The following is an 18976-nucleotide window of genomic DNA, read 5'->3' as shown; positions in this document are numbered from 1 at the left end:
CTCATGAAATACGGTATTCTGATGTGACAAAACCTGAATCCTGGTCGTTAAAGTGTTTGTTTACACTCATATTTTAACTGTTAGGACTCAGGTTTTTTTATTTAAAGCAAACTATGGGACAGCAGTGCGCCGAAGCGTCCTTTTCATGAGAAGAGAAATTATTCTTCAGCCGGTTTTTCATCCTGCTCAGCAGATGCTGCATCGGTCTCTAGCGTATCTAAAGCTGTATTTTCATCAGCTAAATCTTCAGAAAATTCATCTTCTTCCACGGCTTCAATCGCTTCTACACCCACCAGCGTTTCGTTTTCACCTAAACGGATTAAACGTACACCTTGCGCATTACGACCGGTTTCCGCCACTTCCGAAGCACGGGTACGTACCAGCGTACCGCCATCCGAAATCAGCATCAATTCTTTCGAAGCATCAATGGCCACCGCGCCGACCAGTTCACCGTTACGTTCAGAGGTCTTGATTGCAATTACACCCTTACCGCCACGTTTTTTGGTCGGGAAGTCATCGACCGGAGTACGTTTACCATAACCATTGGCGGATGCACACAGCACTTCACCGGTTTCTGGTACCACGACCAGCGATACAATCCGGCTCACAAAATTGCTGTCGGTTGCATCATCTTCGCTATCGGCTGTATCGTCTTCGGCTTCTTCCGCTTGCGCTGCCCCAATGGTGACACGCATACCACGCACACCCTTGGCTGAACGGCCCATGGCACGAACATCAGTTTCAGCAAAACGGATCGCCTTACCTTCATTCGAGAACAGCATGATTTGCTGTTCGCCATCGGTAATCGCCACGCCAATCAGGGTGTCTTCTTCGTTCAGTTCAATGGCACGTAAACCGTTAGAACGCACATTGCTGAACTGCTCCAGCTCGACACGTTTAACCGTACCAGACGCTGTTGCCATAAACACATAGAAGTTTTTGCGCAGATTTTCAGCCTGCTCGGCAAATTCTGCAACAATTTCATCATCCAGGTCTGTGGCTGACAGCTCTAGGCCCAGCTGCTTTAACTGAACACGCAAGGCATCCGACAGATCATCACCATCTGCCAGTTCTGCAAACGCGGCTTCAAGTTCGGCATAATGGCTAGCAATCACTTGATTTTGCTGTAATTGTGCTGAGTTGGCTTTCACAAAACTACGGAAATCGGCCAGACGCTCTTTGAATTTCTTCGGTGCATCAATTACTGGCAGAATCGCGGTAATGGTTTCATTGGCATCTAATGGCAACAGGTTGACCATTGGACGGCCTTTCGAACCACGTGAAGCTTGTGGCACTTCAAATACTTTCAGGCGATAGACCTTACCGACATCGGTAAAGCACAGTACGGTCGCGTGGTTCGAGGTGACAATCAGATGCTGGATATAATCATCTTCTTTCATGCTTGTGGCAGACTTACCACGACCACCACGGCGCTGAGCCTGATAATCGGACAATGGCTGAGTCTTGGCATAACCGGATTGTGAAACGGTTAACACCACCTGCTCTTCAGGAATTAAATCTTCACGCGAGAAGTCGATGCGGGATTCAACAATTTCAGTGCGACGTGCATCGCCATATTGCTGCAATACCAGCGCCAGCTCTTCACGAATCACCGCCATCAATAAATTAAAGTCATTTAAAATAGCAGTGTATTCGGCGATTTGCGCCAGAATTTCAGAATATTCTGCATGTAACTTGTCTTGTTCCAGACCGGTTAAGCGGTGTAAACGCAGTTCCAGAATCGCACCGACCTGCGCTGGAGAAAGACGGTAAACATCTCCATCTAAACCAAATGGACGGCTTAAATCTTCACCTTCAATTTCATCCGGGCGAATAGACACGGAACCGGCTTTTTCCAGCAATGCCACCACACCACCAGCGGCCCATTCGCCAGCCTGTAAACGCTCACGCGCTTCGGCCGGGTTGGCAGAAGTTTTAATGGTTTCGATGATGGCATCAATATTCGCCAAAGCAACGGTCAGACCTTCCAAGATATGACCGCGTTCACGTGCTTTGCGCAGTTCATACATGGTACGGCGAGTCACCACTTCCTGGCGGTGACGGATAAACGCAGCAATGATGTCTTTCAGGTTCATCAGTTTTGGCTGGCCGTTGTCGAGGCAGACCATGTTGATGCTGAACGAGTTTTCCAGCTGCGTGTTCAGGAACAGGTTATTGACGATGACTTCGGCGTTCTCACCACGTTTCAAGTCAATCGCAATGCGCATACCGTCTTTATCGGACTCGTCACGTAACTCCGAGATTCCTTCCAGTTTTTTCTCTTTAACCAGTTCAGCAATACGCTCAATGGTTTTGGCTTTGTTAACCTGATACGGAATTTCAGTAAAGACAATGGTGGTACGACCAGATTTCTGGTCTTCTTCAAAATGATATTTACCACGGATATGCAAACGGCCTTTACCGGTACGGTAAGCATCGACAATGCCCGATTTACCGTAAATGATGCCGCCTGTCGGGAAGTCTGGACCACTGATGTGTTCCATCAGGCCTTCAATGCTGATATTCGGATTATCGGCATAGGCCAGGCAGGCATTAATCACTTCGGTAAGGTTATGCGGTGCCATGTTGGTCGCCATACCGACAGCAATACCGGCAGAACCATTCACCAGCAGGTTTGGAATACGGGTTGGCAGAACGTCAGGAATACGCTCCGAGCCATCGTAGTTATCGACCCAATCTACGGTATCTTTTTCCAGATCGGCCAGGAGTTCATGGGCCAGCTTGGTCATACGTACTTCGGTATAACGCATTGCGGCCGCACTATCGCCATCAATCGAACCAAAGTTACCCTGACCATCCACCAGTTGATAGCGCAGACTGAAGTCTTGCGCCATACGAACGATGGTTTCATAGACTGCAAAATCGCCGTGTGGATGGTATTTACCGATCACATCACCCACAACACGGGCAGACTTTTTGTAGGCTTTGTTGTAGTCATTGCCCAATTCGTGCATTGCATAAAGCACACGACGATGAACAGGTTTTAAACCATCTCGTACATCTGGCAATGCCCGTGACACAATCACGCTCATTGCATAATCGAGATATGAATGCTTGAGTTCATCCTCAATGGCAATCGGTCTAATTTCCGATACGCTCATGCATACTCCTTGTTATACAAGCAGATTTCTGCCCGCATTTTATATCGTAAATTTGGCAAAAAATTTAACTCAAAACTTGAGTTAAAAAACGAAAATTTAGCTGGGAATTATAGCATAAATAGTCCTATTTTTGTGTCATCCTGTTCATCTTAATCTCGTTAATTTTCTAATGTTTAAAGATGAGTTTTTGGTACATTTTTAAGCTATTTTTGCCAATCGGTCTTGCAGCTACTTTTCATCAGCATATCCAGCTGTGAAATCCATCGCGCCACATGGCATTTCTGCTCATTTGATCAATATTGCGCTATGCATAAAATATACGCTTTGCGACAAAATTGGCCTTGGATCAAGCAATCTTCTTTTTTGAAATAAAAGACATAAAAAAATCATGCCTCGGACAAGGCATGATTTATATTTGAGAGCATGATGTGAAACCGACTTAGTTCTTGGCCACCGCTTCGTGATCATCCAGCTCCAGATATACTGGCTCGGCCACCACTGGCGGTTTATCCTGCTTCATAATATGCAGAGTCATCATGAATAAGCCCAGGATTAACGGGAATTCATACATTTCTTCCATAAAATCTTTATAAGCCACATCGTGCAGGAAAATAAAGCTGATGGCACGGCCATGTTCGATAGAATCTGCGGCAATTAGACCGACTACACTCAAAATTAAAACCCAGAGCGGCAAGGATACCGACTTAAATTTACGCACAATTTCGGCACACAAATGACGAGAGAACAGCATAAACACCACAGGCGCAATCAGCACAATTGAAATCGCTCTGAAATACACTTTCGGCACTTCCGGAAAATAATCTCGCCCCCAGCTGATACTGCGGCCAAACAACAATAGCCACCAGCAAATTGCCCATAACCAGAACTGCTTTTGTCCATCCGCCAAATCAAAAGGACGGATATAAAAATAACTGAATATTGCACAGAACAATAATAAGAAAGCCTGAACATTTTCAACGCCACGCACGAGCTGACCATCTAAAAGTGGCAGATGCAAATCGACCAGGAATGGCAAACCTAGACACAGCAGAAATAAGATAAAGACTTGATTGGACAATCGGGTATCAAAACTCAATGGGAGACTCCGGCTGACGAAATCAAAGATTTCAAAAACCGGCATACTAGCATAATTTTTAGACTCTTCTGCTGTTTATTGAATTTAACAATACTAAAAATGTTAAATTTTGATGAATTCCGATAAAAAATTACAGAATAAAAAACGCCCCTGAACAAAACAGCAAAGTAAAAACTTTTACTGCTTGCGCAAGAGCGTCTTTTTAATCGAAGTTCAGGAATTAGATTTTAGAAACCAATTCTGGAACTACAGTGTTCAAGTCACCTACTAACCAGTAGTCAGCTACTGCATTAATTGGTGCTTCTTCATCTTTGTTGATCGCAACGATCACTTTAGAGTCTTTCATACCGGCCAAGTGCTGAATCGCACCTGAGATACCTACAGCGATGTACAGATCAGGCGCAACAATTTTACCTGTTTGACCAACCTGCATATCGTTTGGCACGAAGCCCGCATCAACCGCTGCACGAGATGCACCTTGTGCTGCACCCAGTTTGTCTGCCAGTGGATCAAGTACTTTGTGATAGTTCTCACCTGAACCTACACCACGACCACCAGATACTACAATACGCGCAGCTGTTAATTCAGGACGTTCAGATTTCACGATTTCTTCGTTCACAAACTTAGAAATACCTGCATCGCCTGTAGAAGCTGCTGCTTCAACCGCAGCTGAACCACCTTCCGCAGCAACCGCATCAAATGCTGTACCACGTACAGTACCTACAACAATTGCTTCTGAAGATTCAACAGTTGCAATCGCGTTACCGGCATAAATTGGACGCTTGAATGTGTTTGGGCTGTCCACTGCAATAATGTCAGTAATCATGCTGACATCCAGCAATGCTGCAGCGCGAGGTAAAATGTTTTTACCTGTCGTGGTAGATGCTGCAAGGATATGGCTATAGCCTTTACCCAATTCAGCAACCAGTTTTGCGACATTTTCAGCCAGCTGATTTGCATAGGCAGCATCATCAGCCAGTAATACTTTGCTCACGCCCGCAACTTTAGCTGCCTGATCAGCAACTGCTTGCGCGCCAGAACCAGCAACCAATACAGTGATATCACCACCGATTTTTTGAGCTGCAGCCACAACGTTTAACGTTGCACCATTTAGTGCTTTGTTGTCGTGCTCAGCGATAACTAAAATACTCATGATTTATATCCTTCTGTATTAGATCACTTTCGCTTCATTTTTTAATTTTTCAACAAGCTCATCTACAGACTTCACTTGTACGCCCGCTTTACGTTCAGCTGGTGACTCAACTTTTACAGTTTTCAGTTTAGTCCCGGCTGATACACCGTAATCTGCAGGAGACTTGGTATCCAGCGGTTTTTTACGCGCTTTCATAATGTTTGGAAGTGCCGCATAACGTGGCTCATTCAAACGCAAGTCAGTCGTGATGATTGCTGGCAGTGATAATTCAACAGTTTGTAAACCGCCATCGATTTCACGTGTCACTTGTACTTTGTCGCCGTCTACTTTCACTTCAGAAGCGAATGTACCTTGACCTGCGCCCAGTAAAGCACCCAACATCTGACCCACCTGGTTTGAGTCATCATCGATTGCCTGTTTACCTAAAAGGATCAGTTGTGGCTGCTCTTGCTCAACAACACCTTTTAAAATTTTAGCCACTTCAAGTGCGCCAATTTCATCTGCAGTTTCAACTAAAATACCGCGGTCAGCACCAAGCGCCATAGCAGAACGGATTTGTTCCTGCGCTTCTTTAGGACCGATAGAAACAACAACGATTTCTGAAACTGTTCCTTTTTCTTTTAGACGAACCGCTTCTTCCACGGCGATTTCACAGAATGGGTTAATTGACATTTTAACGTTAGTAAGGTCAACCCCACTATTGTCCGGTTTAACGCGAACTTTAACGTTGGCATCAACCACACGTTTTACAGCAACAAGAGCCTTCATGTAATCCTCGGCTGTTTTAGTAAATGTAAAAGATAAGAAAAGTTAAGATAACTCTTCACTTAAATTTTTGTAGGTGTCTTATCTTGCAATGGGTTTGGCATTTCGGTCAAGTCACAATTGCCCAAGAAGCTGTAAAAATGCGTAAAAATAGCTGAACGTTGCGTTCATACTTTTTTCATCCAGCTTAACCCAGCTATATTTCAGCCAGATTAAGCTATATTTTAACCATTGATTTATATTATCTTTTTATCTTATGTATCACATCAGTTGTTCTGATTAACTAGCCAACACAATAAAATGAATTATTATTCATTTTTTACCATAGTAAGCCAAAACCTGGCTATTTTGATGTCATTTAGGATAGCAGTTTGTATGCTCTGCCAGACTTTGGTCTAAGATGACCATCGGTTCATTTCTGTTTTTGTAACAATTCTCTTTTTCACGCTCTCCATATAAAAAAGCATGTCGACCTAGGACATGCTTTTTCTAAATTTCAAGGTTTAATTAACCATTAACCAGCTGGCCGCCAGCGCCAGTAAACCACCAGATGTACCATCAATCCACTTCTGTTTGCGTTCATCCAGCTGGGTTTTCTGGGTAATTTTGGCAAAGATCAGACTTAATGCGCAGTACACAATAAAAATCAGTCCAATAAAAATGCAGGACAATAACAAGCCTTGGGTAACGGTATTTCCAGTTTTATCAATAAACTGCGGCAAAATCGCAAAGTAAATCAGCATGCCTTTCGGATTCAACAGTGCCGTAAAAAATCCTTTGCGCACCGGATGACTGCTGCTGCGACTTTCAATCGCCAGCTTTTTCTTGCTCAATACCGACTTGAATAAACCCACCGCCAAATACAGCAAATATGCGATACCTAACCAGCGAATCGCCTCAAATAACAGCGGAAAGGACACGATTATCGCGGCAATTCCCAACGCCACCAGAATCGAATGCACTAGATAACCACAACATACACCGATTGTGGCCATCATGCCTGCTTTTGCATCTTTACCCATCACTTGCGACAAAATGAATAACATATCCGGCCCCGGCGTAAAAATCAGCGGCAACACAGTCAATGCAAAAAGTACCCATACAGACATTTCCTTTTTCCCGTCGTACTTGAGAAAGTGAAAATTAGTATCTGCGAAACGCTATAAAATAGGATTTCAAATATTCTATAATCTAAATAATTTTTCAAATTATCTTCTAATTTATGAAGCAATATCCAAAGTCTGTTCGAATAAAGCTGGATCGCATCGACAAAAATATCATTCGAGCTTTACAGAACAATGGCCGCATTCAGAATAACGATTTGGCCCGTGAAATTGGCCTGTCGCCGTCCTCCTGCTTAAGACGGGTGAAAATTTTAGAAGAAGCCGGAGTAATCCAGAATTACACTACGGTGGTGGACCCGCATAAGATTGGGTTTCAACTGATTTTATTTTCCCGGATCTGGCTGGTCGGGCAGGATGCCGAAACTATTGATACCTTCATTGAGGCGATGAAAGAATTACCGCAGGTGATGGAGTGCTATATTATTTTGGGGGAATGCGATGCGATGCTGAAAGTGGTGGTGCCCGATTTAGAAAGTTATCGTAAATTTCAGTCCACCCATTTAACCAAAAAAAATGGCATCACCAGTGTCAAAACCGATTTGCCAAGTCAAATTATTAAACAGAGTTTTCAGCTGCCGCTGGAAGATTTATAAGCCTAGTTGGCGATTTTGAAGATTGTTAAGTTGCAGCACGCAAGATAACCTTCTCTTGCTATGCTGCACGCAGTACTTATATTTAAGCCTGCTGACCATCCAAAAAGTCGCGGTGCACGTGGCTTAAATCAATCAGGTCATATTCAGCCAGATTAAACACTTTCCAGACCTGCATAAAATCTTCAGTTGCATCGACGGTTTGGGTCAATTGCTGGCTTTCCTGCCACTGACGATCGGAAATCCATAAATAGCCTTGACCTGTTTCCGTATGAACCGCCTGCACCTTACCTTGTGCGTTAATGCCTTGAATCACGGCCTGTTCAGGTAAAATGGCCTGCATAGCTGGCAGGTTAATTTCCACAAAGTGTTTCACCTGTCTTAAACCATAACCGGCAAAAATTTCTTTTTGCGCCGGACTCAGCTGTTCATATTTTTGTTGAATATCCGAAATCATATCTATGCCTTTACATTTTTCCCAAATCATCAATCAGGTTGGGTCCTCGGAATTTTTGTGCTCGCTCTGAATATTACTCGAGTCAAAAATTAACCCTCTTTATACGCCATCTCCACCTTTATTTTTATTCTACAATGGTGGCACATGCTCATGCCTGACACCTCTATTCTAGTCTTTCACCCGTGAATTGAAAGTCCTTTTCACTTGCCTCAATTCAGCCCTGCTCTTTGCGCTGCGCCCTTGGATGAGCCTGATCATAAACCTGCGCCAAATGATCAAAATCGACATGAGTATAAATTTGCGTGGTGGTCAAATTACTGTGCCCCAACATCTCCTGCACCGCACGCAAATCACGGCTATTAGATAACATGTGGCTGGCAAAACAATGTCGCAATAAGTGCGGATGCAAATCGACATTGACACCAGCACGCTGGGCCTGCAACTTGACCCGGTTTTCAATTTGCCGCGCACCGAGTGGCTGACCTTTTTCCGTAATAAACAGCTGCGCATCCGGGACAAAATCACCCTGCCACAGCGGATAAATCTGTAGCCAGCGCATCACACTGTCTTTGGCTTTAGAACCAAACGGTACCACCCGGGTTTTATTGCCCTTACCGGTAATCCGCAATAACTGCCGGTTAAAATCCAGATCTTTAATTCTTAAGCCCTGTACTTCCGCCAGGCGCAATCCACTGGAATACAGCAGCTCTAAAATCGCTTTATCACGGACCCAGAGCTGTTTTTGCCGCTCTGACTCCGGCTCTGGCTGATCTAAAATCTGCTGTACCGTTTCAATATCGACCATGCCCGGCAAAGGACGTGGCTGACGTTTTAGCTGAAAATCATCAGCCGGATTAAACGCCAAATAACCCCCCTGTTCAGCCCATTTCATAAACTGGCGAATAGAAGACAACATGCGCTGCAAACTGCTGGAACTCAACTGCTGCGCTTCGACCTTATGCGCCAGAAACTCACGCAAGTCAGCGGTTTCCACATCGGCCAGCGGCATGTTTTTCTGCTGACAAAAATGAAGGAAATCACCAACATCACGTGCATAAGCATGCAAAGTATGTGCCGACTGATGCTGGATTTCGCGTTGTTTCAGCCACATCTCCAGTAACTGTTCAGCACTTAACTTCATCACACCATCCTATGTTCTGGTAAAAAATTGTCTTTTAAAAAGTAGCTTTGCAAAAATAGTCGTGTAAAAAACGGTTGATCTCCCCGGCGACACGTTCAGCCTGCGAGGATGCAAACCAGTGATCAGCATCGGGCATAATCACCAATCGGGCATTCGGCAACTGCCGGGCCAGAAACTCACCAACGGCAACCGGACTCAATTCATCCTGATCGGCCCAAAGCAATAACACCGGCAGATCAATACTGGCCAATTGTTCCGGATGATAATAGGTCTGATCTTCCACAAACCACTGCGGCAGCTTGGCCCATTGCAGGGGTTCAATCTCACGCCAGTCTTTGGCCTGAAACGAAGTTAAATCCAGTCCGCCCGAAGTAGCCATTAACACCAAGGCCCGAAGTCTATTCGGCTGCTGCAATGCAGCGGCTATGGCCAACACTCCGCCCATCGACTGGGCAATCAGAATGCTGTCCTCTTCAATCTGACTGATCACCCGCGTTTTCAGATCGGCCAGACTCTGAATGCTGGCATCGGCTTCTACCCCATCAAAACCAGGATAAGCAATCACGGTTTTCCGGGCCGATGCTGGCAACCGGGCCATTAACGGCTGCCAGAATTGCTGACTACCTGAGGCACCCGGCAGAAAAACAAGTTTATGCATCATCATGGCTCTGCAGGCAAAACTCAAATCATCCTAACATAAAAAAGCACCGTGAATAGAACGGTGCTTTTGTATAGGAAATGGTCAGATTAGCCCTGGAAATAACGTAAATCCAGACGGCCTTCATAGACATTGGCAGTTGGACCGGTCATCCAGACCACATCGCCTTCTTTCCATTCGATCTGTAACTTGCCACCCGCCAGTTCAATTTCAACTTTGCTGGCCAGTAAGCCACGGCGCATGCCTGAAACTGCTGCTGCACACGCGCCCGTACCGCAGGCCAGCGTTTCACCGACACCACGTTCAAACACACGTAAACGGGCATGCTGTTCATCCAGAATTTGCATAAAACCGGCGTTCACGCGCTGCGGGAAACGCTCATGCGATTCAATTTGTGGACCTAAACGTGCGACATCAGCCGTCAGAATATCCTGCACAATGGTCACAGCATGTGGATTACCCATATTGACCACATCAATGCTCAGCTTCTCTTCATTGGCCAGCATCAGGTCATATAAGTTATCCGGTTCATCGGCAATAAACGGAATTTCTTGCGGCAGGAATTTCGGCTGCCCCATATTTACCCGCACCCAGCCATTTTGACCCAGTTCCGGCTCAACAATCCCGGCTTTGGTTTGCACCTTGATTTTGGTTTTACTGGTCAGCTGGCGCTCATGCACAAAACGCGCAAAACAGCGTACGCCATTACCACACTGCTCGACTTCTGAGCCATCGGCATTAAAAATACGGTATTTAAAATCGGCATTCGGAACATCAGGTGGCTCAACCACCAGCAACTGGTCAAACCCGACACCAAAGTGACGGTCGGCCAGACGCTGAATGGTCAGGCTATCGAAATAGGCGCGCTGGCTGATTAAATCAACCACCATAAAGTCATTGCCCAGACCATGCATCTTGGTAAATTCTAAAAACATCCTGATTTACTCCTTAAGGCAATAAACGCTCACGTTCCCAGAGTGATTCAATGGTTTCACGTTCACGAATCAGATGCGCCTGATCACCATCGACCATCACTTCTGCAGCACGGCCACGGCTGTTGTAGTTGGAGCTCATCACAAAACCATAAGCGCCGGCACCCAGCACTGCCAGTACATCGTTTTCCTGAATGGCAAGATCACGCTCTTTACCAAGGAAATCACCTGTTTCACAGATGGCACCGACTACATCCCACTGTTGGGTTTCGACATCGGTACGTGGCGTCACCGGCTGAATGTCCATCCACGCTTCATATAAAGCAGGACGAATCAGGTCATTCATTGCCGCATCAATAATTGCGAAATTACGGTGATTGGTCGGTTTGAGTAAATCGACTTTGGTCAGCAGCACACCGGCATTGGCGGAAATACTCCGGCCCGGTTCCATATACACTTTCAGGCCCAGTTTTTCTAAAGCCGGGCGCAGTGCATTGGCATATTCTTCAACCGATGGCGGAGTTTCATCTTTATAGGTCACGCCCAAACCACCACCAATATCAATGTGTTTGAGTGTAATGCCCATCTGTTTCAGCTGCTCAATCATCAGCATGACCCGATCCAGCGCATCAACAAAAGGCTGGGTTTCAGTCAGCTGTGAACCGATATGGCAGTCAATCCCGACAATGTCCAGATTAGGTAACGATGCCGCATATTGATAGGTATCAAATACACTATCTGATGGAATACCGAATTTGTTTTCTTTTAAACCGGTTGAAATATAAGGATGGGTTTTGGCATCGACATCCGGATTCACTCGTAAAGAAATTGGCGCTTTAACCTTCAGTTCAGCCGCCACTTTCTGAATCCGATCCAGCTCTGCATAGGATTCAACGTTAAAGCAGGCAATGCCCACTTCCAGTGCTTTTTTAATGTCAGCTTCGGTTTTGCCCAAACCAGAAAAAACGATTTTCGAAGCATCACCACCGGCTTTCAATACGCGTGCCAGCTCGCCGCCGGTCACGATATCAAAACCCGCACCGAGCTTGGCCAATACATTCAGCACCGCAATATTGGAGTTTGACTTGACCGCAAAACAGATTTGATGGTCGATAAAGCCAAAAGCACGATCCATATCTAAATAATGCTTTTCAAAGGTTGCTTTTGAATAAACATAAAGTGGTGTGCCAAATTGCTGCGCCAGCTGTTGTAAAGAACATTGTTCGGCGTGCAAAACCCCATTGATGCGGGTGAAACTCATGAATGTATCCTTTCTATGAACGTTAAGGTGTCGTCGTGGAATTCGAAGCTACAGGTGCAGCAAACTGTTGCTGTACCGGTGCAGGTGTCGGCTCTTCAGGATGTTGCTCTGAATCGACATTGGGATATAACAGATATTTGGCACGTTTGTCGTAATTTGGATCACTCGGCAACTGTAAAGCTCCCGATTGACCACAACCGACCAGTACAAAACTGGCTGTCAATAAACTGATGCAGCAAATGACAGAACGCATCTGACCACCTATTTAAAATTTTCCATGAAGTATAACGCGATCACTGCTGTGACCAAAGTGTTAAACGCTAGAGATTAGCTTGTGCCATAAAAAAACGCCAGTTGGACACTGACGTTTTTTGTTGTGCAATGGCTTATTTCTGTTTTGGCTTATAGAAACCGAAATAGCCAATCAGCAGAATCACAAACCAGATCGGACTGATCATTAAGGCTTGCAAGGTATCTGACTCCAGAGACAGCACATAGATCATACTAATAAAGAAGATGATCACCATCCAGCAGGTGAACAGGCCACCCGGCAATTTAAAAGTCGACTGGGCATGCAGTTCCGGACGGGTTTTGTAATAGACAATATAGCTCCAGATAATAATCAGCCAGACGCAAATAAACAGAATGGTCGAAAGCGTGGTCGCCAACGTAAAGGCTTTCACGGTATCGGGTACAAAGTATTGTAACGCTGCACCCAACAGCAGACACACCGCCGAGAAATACAACGCATTGGCTGGTACTGCACGTTTATTTAAACGGCCAAAAGCTTTAGGGCCCTGCTGCTCACGTGACAGACCAAACAGCATCCGGCTGGTTGAGAATACACCACTGTTCATCGACGACATCACCGAAGACAGCACCACCAGATTCATGATAATCGCCGCGGCCGCAATACCCGCCTGACTGAACAAGTTGACAAACGGCGAGATATTCGGATCAATCTGGTTCCATGGCGTTACCGACATCACAATTAATAAGGCCAATACATAGAAAATGATGATACGTACCGGAATCGAGTTCACCGCTTTCGGCAGGTTTTTCTCTGGGTCTTTAGTTTCAGCCGCTGTGGTACCGACCAGTTCTACCCCAACAAAGGCGAAAATCGCAATCTGGAAACCGGCCAGGAAGCCCATAGTACCTGTCGGGAACAAGCCGCCATGACTCCAGATATGCGTAAAGGATGCCACTGTGCCGGCATCTGAGGTAAAGCCGGTAAAAATCATCCATAAACCGACTGCAATCAGCACAATAATGGCAATAATTTTAATTAGCGCAAACCAGAACTCCATTTCACCAAACAGCTTCACGGTCACCAGGTTCAAGCCCATAATGAAGACAATAGCTGCAATACTGATCATCACCCCTTCTTCAGGCGTAAACGGCATCCCGCCATTAAAGAATTGCAGGTAATAAATAATTGCCGACAGGTCTGCAATCCCGATGGTGATCCAGCACAGCCAGTAGGTCCAGCCAACAAAATAGCCGGCCCACGGGCCAATCAGGTCGGTGCTGAAATCAATAAAGGATTTATATTGCAGATTGGACAGCAACAGTTCGCCCAGCGCCCGCATCACGCAGAACACCATAAAACCAATAATCATATAAATAATCAGGATCGATGGCCCGGCCAGGCTGATGGTTTTGCCTGAGCCCATGAACAGTCCTGTTCCAATGGCGCCACCAATGGCAATCAGCTGTAAATGCCGGTTAGATAAGCTTCGCTGCAGATCGCCTTTTTCTTGTGACGAATTTGTATTTTGATACGACATTATTGAATTCAACTTCAGTGTTAACCACGACAAACTAACGTAAAAGAAATCAGAAAACAAAAAGAAATGCCGCTTCATCTATATTTTCTGCGGAATAATTAAATTTAATTTATTTTTCTTATAACAAAAAGTTATCAATTTATCCAAAGGGAGGATTGACAAGGTTTATATCAATTTTCTTGTCAAAACATAAATTCTGTGTAACAAATAAAAATGCAGCACGCAACTATATCTCTTGCTCAGGATGAGCATGGCATATCAATTGCTTATATAGAAAACAAAATATCTATTTTGAGACATAAGAAGAAACAATGATGCAAGATTTACAAACACTCATGGAAACCCTTAGTGGCTGGGTCTGGGGCCCATATATGCTGGTGCTGATTGTCGGTACCGGGATATTCCTGACCTTCCGCCTGCTGTTCTGGCAATTCCGGATGCTGCCGTTGGCCTTTAAACAGGTTTTTGGCAAACACCCGGACAAACATTCCGGCGATATTTCCCAATTCGCCTCCCTCATGACCGCACTTTCTGCCACCATTGGTACCGGTAATATTGCCGGTGTGGCCACAGCCTGCGTACTTGGTGGTCCGGGCGCCGTATTCTGGATGTGGATGACCGCCCTGTTCGGGATGGCGACCAAATATGGCGAAGGTGTTTTGGCGGTCAAATACCGGGTAAAAAACGAGAAAGGTGAAATGTCCGGTGGTCCAATGTATTACATTGAACGTGGCCTGAAATGGAAATGGCTGGCGCTGATTTTCGCCTTTTTCGGTGCAGTGGCCTCCTTCGGGATTGGTAGCTCGGTGCAATCCAACACGGTAGCACTGGCCGTTGAAAATGGGTTTGGCCTGGAAACCTGGATTACCGGCATCATCATTACCGTATTTTCAGCCCTGGTAATTCTGGGCGGGATTAAATCCATCGCCAAAGCCTCTTCGGTTATTGTGCCGATTATGGCGGTTGGTTATATGGCCGGTGGTTTGGTCATCATCCTGAATAACCTTGAACTGGTGGTGCCAGCACTCAAAATGATTGTCACCTATGCCTTTACCGGTGAAGCTGCCGCAGGTGGTGCGATTGGTGCCGCGATCCGTTATGGTGTTGCGCGCGGGGTCTTCTCCAATGAAGCCGGTATGGGTTCTGCGCCAATTGCTGCCGCTGCGGCCAAAACCGACCATCCGGCACGTCAGGGTCTGGTTTCAATGACTGGTACCTTTATTGACACCATTATTGTCTGTTCAATTACCGGTATTGTGCTGGTCATGGGCTTTATTATGGCCGGCCAGTCTTTTGGTGATCAGAACGGTGCAGTACTGACCATTAGCGTATTCGACAAACTGCTGCCGGGAATCGGGGGCTGGGTGGTGACTTTCGGGGTGATCTTCTTTGCCTATTCGACTATTTTAGGCTGGAGCTATTACGGTGAAAAATGTGCGACCTATCTGCTTGGTGAGAAATTTGTACTGCCGTATCGCCTGATTTACATTGCGTCGGTGTTTATTGGCTGTGTCGCAACTCTAGATCTGGTCTGGCTGTTTGCCGATACCTTTAATGGTTTAATGGCAGTACCGAACTTGATTGCCTTATTGCTGCTGTCGGGTGTAATTGCCAAAGAATCGAAAGATTTTATTGCACGACGCAAATCCGGCGAACTTTACTAAAGCGTTCAAATCAAAGTACAAGATCAACCACCTGCGGGTGGTTTTTCTTTGCCGGCGTATCAACAATTTGAAAATCGGCATTTCCTCTGTATGCTGTGGGGCAAGATTTAAAAAACACATTCCAGACGTTTATTTATGGCAAAAGCAAAAAGTGTCTATCGCTGTGAACAATGCGGCGCAGATCATCCCAAATGGGCCGGTCAATGTTCAGACTGTGGTGAATGGAACTGTTTAACCGAAGTCAGCATTGCCCCTGCGGTGACCCATCGTGCCCAGCCACGTATGGGCGGCGGCTATGCCGGTCAGGCCTCAACTGTAACTACTTTAAACCAGATTTCAGTCTCTACCGAAACCCGCCTTGCCACCGGTATTGGCGAATTTGACCGGGTACTTGGTGGTGGTTTGGTCACTGGTTCAGTGGTGCTGATTGGTGGTGATCCCGGAATTGGTAAATCGACCATTTTACTGCAAACCGCGACCCATATGGCCGCCAGCAACAGCGCTGCCTTATATGTCACTGGTGAAGAATCCTTATCACAGGTGGCCTTACGCGCGCAGCGTCTGGATTTACCGACCGATCAGCTCAAAGTGATGGCTGAAACCTGTGTGGAACGGATTTGTGAGGTACTGGCCCAGCAACGTCCTGCGGTGGCGATTCTGGACTCCATCCAGACCTTATATACTGAAACCTTGCAGTCTGCACCGGGTGGCGTATCGCAAATCCGTGAATCGGCGGCGCTCCTGACCCGTTTTGCCAAAAATAGTGGCACAGCATTGTTTATTGTCGGTCATGTGACCAAAGAAGGTGCATTGGCCGGGCCACGTGTGCTGGAACATATGGTGGACTGTGTGCTGTATTTTGAAGGTCAGTCCGATTCCCGCTACCGGATGATTCGTGCGGTCAAAAACCGTTTTGGCGCGGTCAATGAACTGGGCGTGTTTGGCATGACCGATAAAGGCTTGCGTGAAGTGGCCAATCCGTCAGCGATTTTCCTGAGCCGTTATGATGAAGCCATTCCCGGCTCAATTGTGATGATTAGCCGCGAAGGTACACGACCGCTGTTGGTGGAAGTACAGGCACTGGTCGATGATGCACATGGTCAGCCGCGCCGGGTTGCACTCGGCTTAGAACAAAACCGGCTGAATATGCTGCTGGCGGTGATGCATCGTCATGGTGGTGTGCAGACGTCCGGTCAGGATGTCTATGTCAATATTGTCGGCGGGCTGAAAATTACCGAAACCGGCTCCGATCTGGCGGTGCTGCTGGCCTGTGCTTCCAGTATTCGCGGCAAAGCCCTGCCCCAGCAACTGGCGGTGTTTGGTGAAGTCGGTTTATCCGGTGAAATCCGTCCGGTGCCGAATGGTCAGGAACGTCTAAAAGAAGCGATTAAACATGGCTTTAAATATATTATTTTGCCACGTGCCAATGCACCGCAAAAAGCGATTCCAGGGGTGCAGGTGATTGCGGTGGCCCGTTTGCATGAAGCCCTGAGCGAGGCCATTAGTTTAAGTGAAGAACTGCACTAGAGCCTTTGCCCTATTTTTTGAGCTTTTCATGTGAAAAAAGCTGAATTCTGTATTGAAATTCGGGACAAATGCCTGCATAAATACAGGGCGATAAATTTCTTTTTTTAAATAGGAAAAATTGATGGAAGTTCGACAGCGTGGTTTGATGGCTGGTATTTTAACAGCTGCCCTCTTGGTTGCCCCTTTAGCAGCCGAAGCAAAACGTGCCGGTGGTGGTAAAAGCCATGGCATGAGCCGTTCAGCAACACCAACTCAATCTTACCAACAGCCTCGTCAAGCTACTCCTGCACAACAGCCCGCTCCAGCTACTGCGCCTGCGCAGCAAAAATCTGGTCCGGGTGTCGGTGGTATGGTCGCTGCGGGTGTTGCAGGTGCTGCGATTGGTGCAGTGGCTGCCAATGCCTTAGCAGATGATCAGCCAGCCAGCCAGGCACAGGCTCAACAGGAGGAAGAAGGTGGAATCCCAGGCTGGATCTGGATTCTCCTCGCTGCAGCAGTCGCCTTCTTCATTTTCCGCAAGATGGGCGCAAAAAAAAAAATTAGCAGCCAATAACCCGTATGCGCCAAATAACGGTGCCAATAACGCACCGTTTGGTCAATCTGCTGCTGCACCACGTGCCGGTGGCGATAACACCAATATCTTTGGCCAGAACGTCGGTGGTTCAGCCCCAACCAACAATGCGCCATTTGGTGCAGCACCAGTGAATAACGCTGCCTTTGGTACCGCGTACACCAACAGTGGTAACCAGTTACCAGATGGTACGGAGCCAGCAGCCTTTCTGCGTGTTGCACGTCAGCGTTTTAACCATATTCAGTCTATGAATACGGCCAGCAATATTGCTGAAATTCAGCGTTATTTAACCCCTGATCTGTACCAGTCGATGTATCAGGACATCATGGCCAATCAGGATCAGGATGTGGCTGAGTTTTCTAACCTGAATGCGATGGTGGTCGATTATGCTACTGAAAATGGTCAGTATGTAGTGAGTGTGCGCTTTACCGGTACGGTGAGTGAAGATTTAAACAGCTTGCCACAGCCATTCACTGAAATCTGGCATTTTGTTAAGCCAGCAGGTTCTAGCCAGGACTGGTTGGTTGCGGGTATCCAGCAAGAACACTAATTAAACCTAAGATCAAAAACAGCGGCTTCGGCCGCTGTTTTTGTTTTTGCACCGCCTGCGGAATGTTATTCATTTAGTTGCTTTATTTTGTCCCCAACCGATTATCTCGAGGGATGGAAAGACCTAGAGATGTGATACAGCGATCATCTCTATAAGACGGTATGTCTGCTCTGCGCCATTCAGTACGTTCCTACGTATTTTCGCTTGATCTTACAATATCGCTCTTCACTAACAGACTGCTGATAAAAATCACCCATTAAAAAAAGCCCCTACCTGCGGTAATGCCAGTCAGTTAAGCAAATATTAGAAAAATGTAGTAAAAATGAGTGTATGTAAATACGCTCATTTTTTTTATGTCTTTATCTGAACATTTAGAATCCACTCTTGAACATGCTCTCCCATCACTTAGCCATTTTTGTGAACTTATTGACTTAAATTGGATTGAAATATCTCTGCATCAAACAGGTAAGGCATCGATCAGAAGGAGAAAATTACCTGCTGAGCACGTGGTTTGGCTTGTTCTTGGGCTTGCCTTGTTTCGCAATCAACCCATCAGCTATGTGGTAGAACAATTA

At 46.2% G+C, this 18976-nt stretch carries 16 protein-coding genes and 1 pseudogene; 5 read left to right on the top strand and 12 right to left on the bottom strand.

Translation table 11 applies throughout. The features are described 5' to 3' along the window. Positions 1–158: 158 nt before the first annotated feature. The 5 genes from gyrA to FTU54_RS13905 form a co-directional block, all read right to left on the bottom strand. The gene (gene gyrA, locus FTU54_RS13925) at positions 159–3122 is read right to left on the bottom strand and encodes a DNA gyrase subunit A (protein ID WP_180047345.1); all 2964 of its coding nucleotides are present in this window, start codon (positions 3120–3122) and stop codon (positions 159–161) included. 439 nt (positions 3123–3561) lie between these two features. After that, positions 3562–4263 carry a hypothetical protein gene (locus tag FTU54_RS13920; protein ID WP_180047343.1) on the bottom strand — a complete coding sequence of 234 codons (702 nt, stop codon included), beginning with the start codon at positions 4261–4263 and terminating at the stop codon, positions 3562–3564. 175 nt (positions 4264–4438) lie between these two features. Further along, on the bottom strand, positions 4439–5371 hold the full coding sequence (locus FTU54_RS13915; protein WP_005176532.1) for an FAD-binding protein: 933 nt from the start codon (positions 5369–5371) through the stop codon (positions 4439–4441). Between the two features lie 18 nt (positions 5372–5389). After that, a complete protein-coding gene (locus tag FTU54_RS13910) occupies positions 5390–6139 on the bottom strand; it encodes an electron transfer flavoprotein subunit beta/FixA family protein (protein WP_005176529.1) in 750 nt (249 codons plus the stop codon). A 500-nt stretch (positions 6140–6639) separates the two neighbouring features. Next, complete coding sequence (locus tag FTU54_RS13905; protein ID WP_163142459.1) at positions 6640–7245, bottom strand: LysE family translocator; 606 nt, start codon at positions 7243–7245, stop codon at positions 6640–6642. Positions 7246–7358: 113 nt separating this feature from the next. Here FTU54_RS13905 and FTU54_RS13900 point away from each other — a divergent pair, with 113 nt between their 5' ends. After that, positions 7359–7853 (top strand): Lrp/AsnC family transcriptional regulator, encoded by a 495-nt coding sequence (locus tag FTU54_RS13900; protein WP_045795165.1) that lies wholly within the window; start codon positions 7359–7361, stop codon positions 7851–7853. Between the two features lie 82 nt (positions 7854–7935). Here FTU54_RS13900 and FTU54_RS13895 read toward each other — a convergent pair whose 3' ends face one another. The 7 genes from FTU54_RS13895 to FTU54_RS13865 all read right to left on the bottom strand — a co-directional run bounded on the left by FTU54_RS13895 (position 7936) and on the right by FTU54_RS13865 (position 14089). Next, positions 7936–8307, bottom strand: a complete 372-nt coding sequence (locus FTU54_RS13895) for a hypothetical protein (RefSeq protein WP_034597425.1) — start codon at positions 8305–8307, stop codon at positions 7936–7938. 214 nt (positions 8308–8521) lie between these two features. Next, positions 8522–9448, bottom strand: a complete 927-nt coding sequence (locus tag FTU54_RS13890; protein WP_163145990.1) for a tyrosine recombinase XerC — start codon at positions 9446–9448, stop codon at positions 8522–8524. A gap of 34 nt (positions 9449–9482) precedes the next feature. After that, positions 9483–10106: an alpha/beta fold hydrolase gene (locus FTU54_RS13885; protein ID WP_180047341.1), complete on the bottom strand. Its 624-nt coding sequence runs from the start codon at positions 10104–10106 to the stop codon at positions 9483–9485. Positions 10107–10195: 89 nt separating this feature from the next. Then, positions 10196–11041, bottom strand: coding sequence for a diaminopimelate epimerase (dapF, locus tag FTU54_RS13880; protein WP_016659990.1), 846 nt, complete (start codon positions 11039–11041; stop codon positions 10196–10198). Between the two features lie 13 nt (positions 11042–11054). Then, positions 11055–12299: a diaminopimelate decarboxylase gene (gene lysA, locus FTU54_RS13875; protein ID WP_016659989.1), complete on the bottom strand. Its 1245-nt coding sequence runs from the start codon at positions 12297–12299 to the stop codon at positions 11055–11057. 22 nt (positions 12300–12321) lie between these two features. Further along, positions 12322–12552: a lipoprotein gene (locus tag FTU54_RS13870; RefSeq protein ID WP_016659988.1), complete on the bottom strand. Its 231-nt coding sequence runs from the start codon at positions 12550–12552 to the stop codon at positions 12322–12324. Between the two features lie 133 nt (positions 12553–12685). After that, positions 12686–14089: an amino acid permease gene (locus FTU54_RS13865; RefSeq protein WP_104471246.1), complete on the bottom strand. Its 1404-nt coding sequence runs from the start codon at positions 14087–14089 to the stop codon at positions 12686–12688. Positions 14090–14403: 314 nt separating this feature from the next. Here FTU54_RS13865 and FTU54_RS13860 point away from each other — a divergent pair, with 314 nt between their 5' ends. From FTU54_RS13860 to FTU54_RS13845, 4 genes and pseudogenes are all read left to right on the top strand, one after another. Further along, entirely contained in the window at positions 14404–15753 is a 1350-nt protein-coding gene (locus FTU54_RS13860; protein ID WP_034597619.1) for a sodium:alanine symporter family protein, read from the top strand. A 135-nt stretch (positions 15754–15888) separates the two neighbouring features. Then, positions 15889–17280: a DNA repair protein RadA gene (gene radA, locus FTU54_RS13855; RefSeq protein WP_168396299.1), complete on the top strand. Its 1392-nt coding sequence runs from the start codon at positions 15889–15891 to the stop codon at positions 17278–17280. 121 nt (positions 17281–17401) lie between these two features. Then, positions 17402–18401 (top strand): annotated as a pseudogene (locus FTU54_RS13850) (Tim44 domain-containing protein). A 353-nt stretch (positions 18402–18754) separates the two neighbouring features. Next, the coding region (locus tag FTU54_RS13845) for a transposase domain-containing protein (protein WP_180047331.1) at positions 18755–18976 on the top strand (222 nt) is incomplete at its 3' end.

It is taken from the genome of Acinetobacter sp. YH12116 (assembly GCF_013418895.1).
Classification (GTDB): domain Bacteria; phylum Pseudomonadota; class Gammaproteobacteria; order Pseudomonadales; family Moraxellaceae; genus Acinetobacter; species Acinetobacter indicus.
This window is presented reverse-complemented; position numbering and strand designations above follow the sequence as displayed.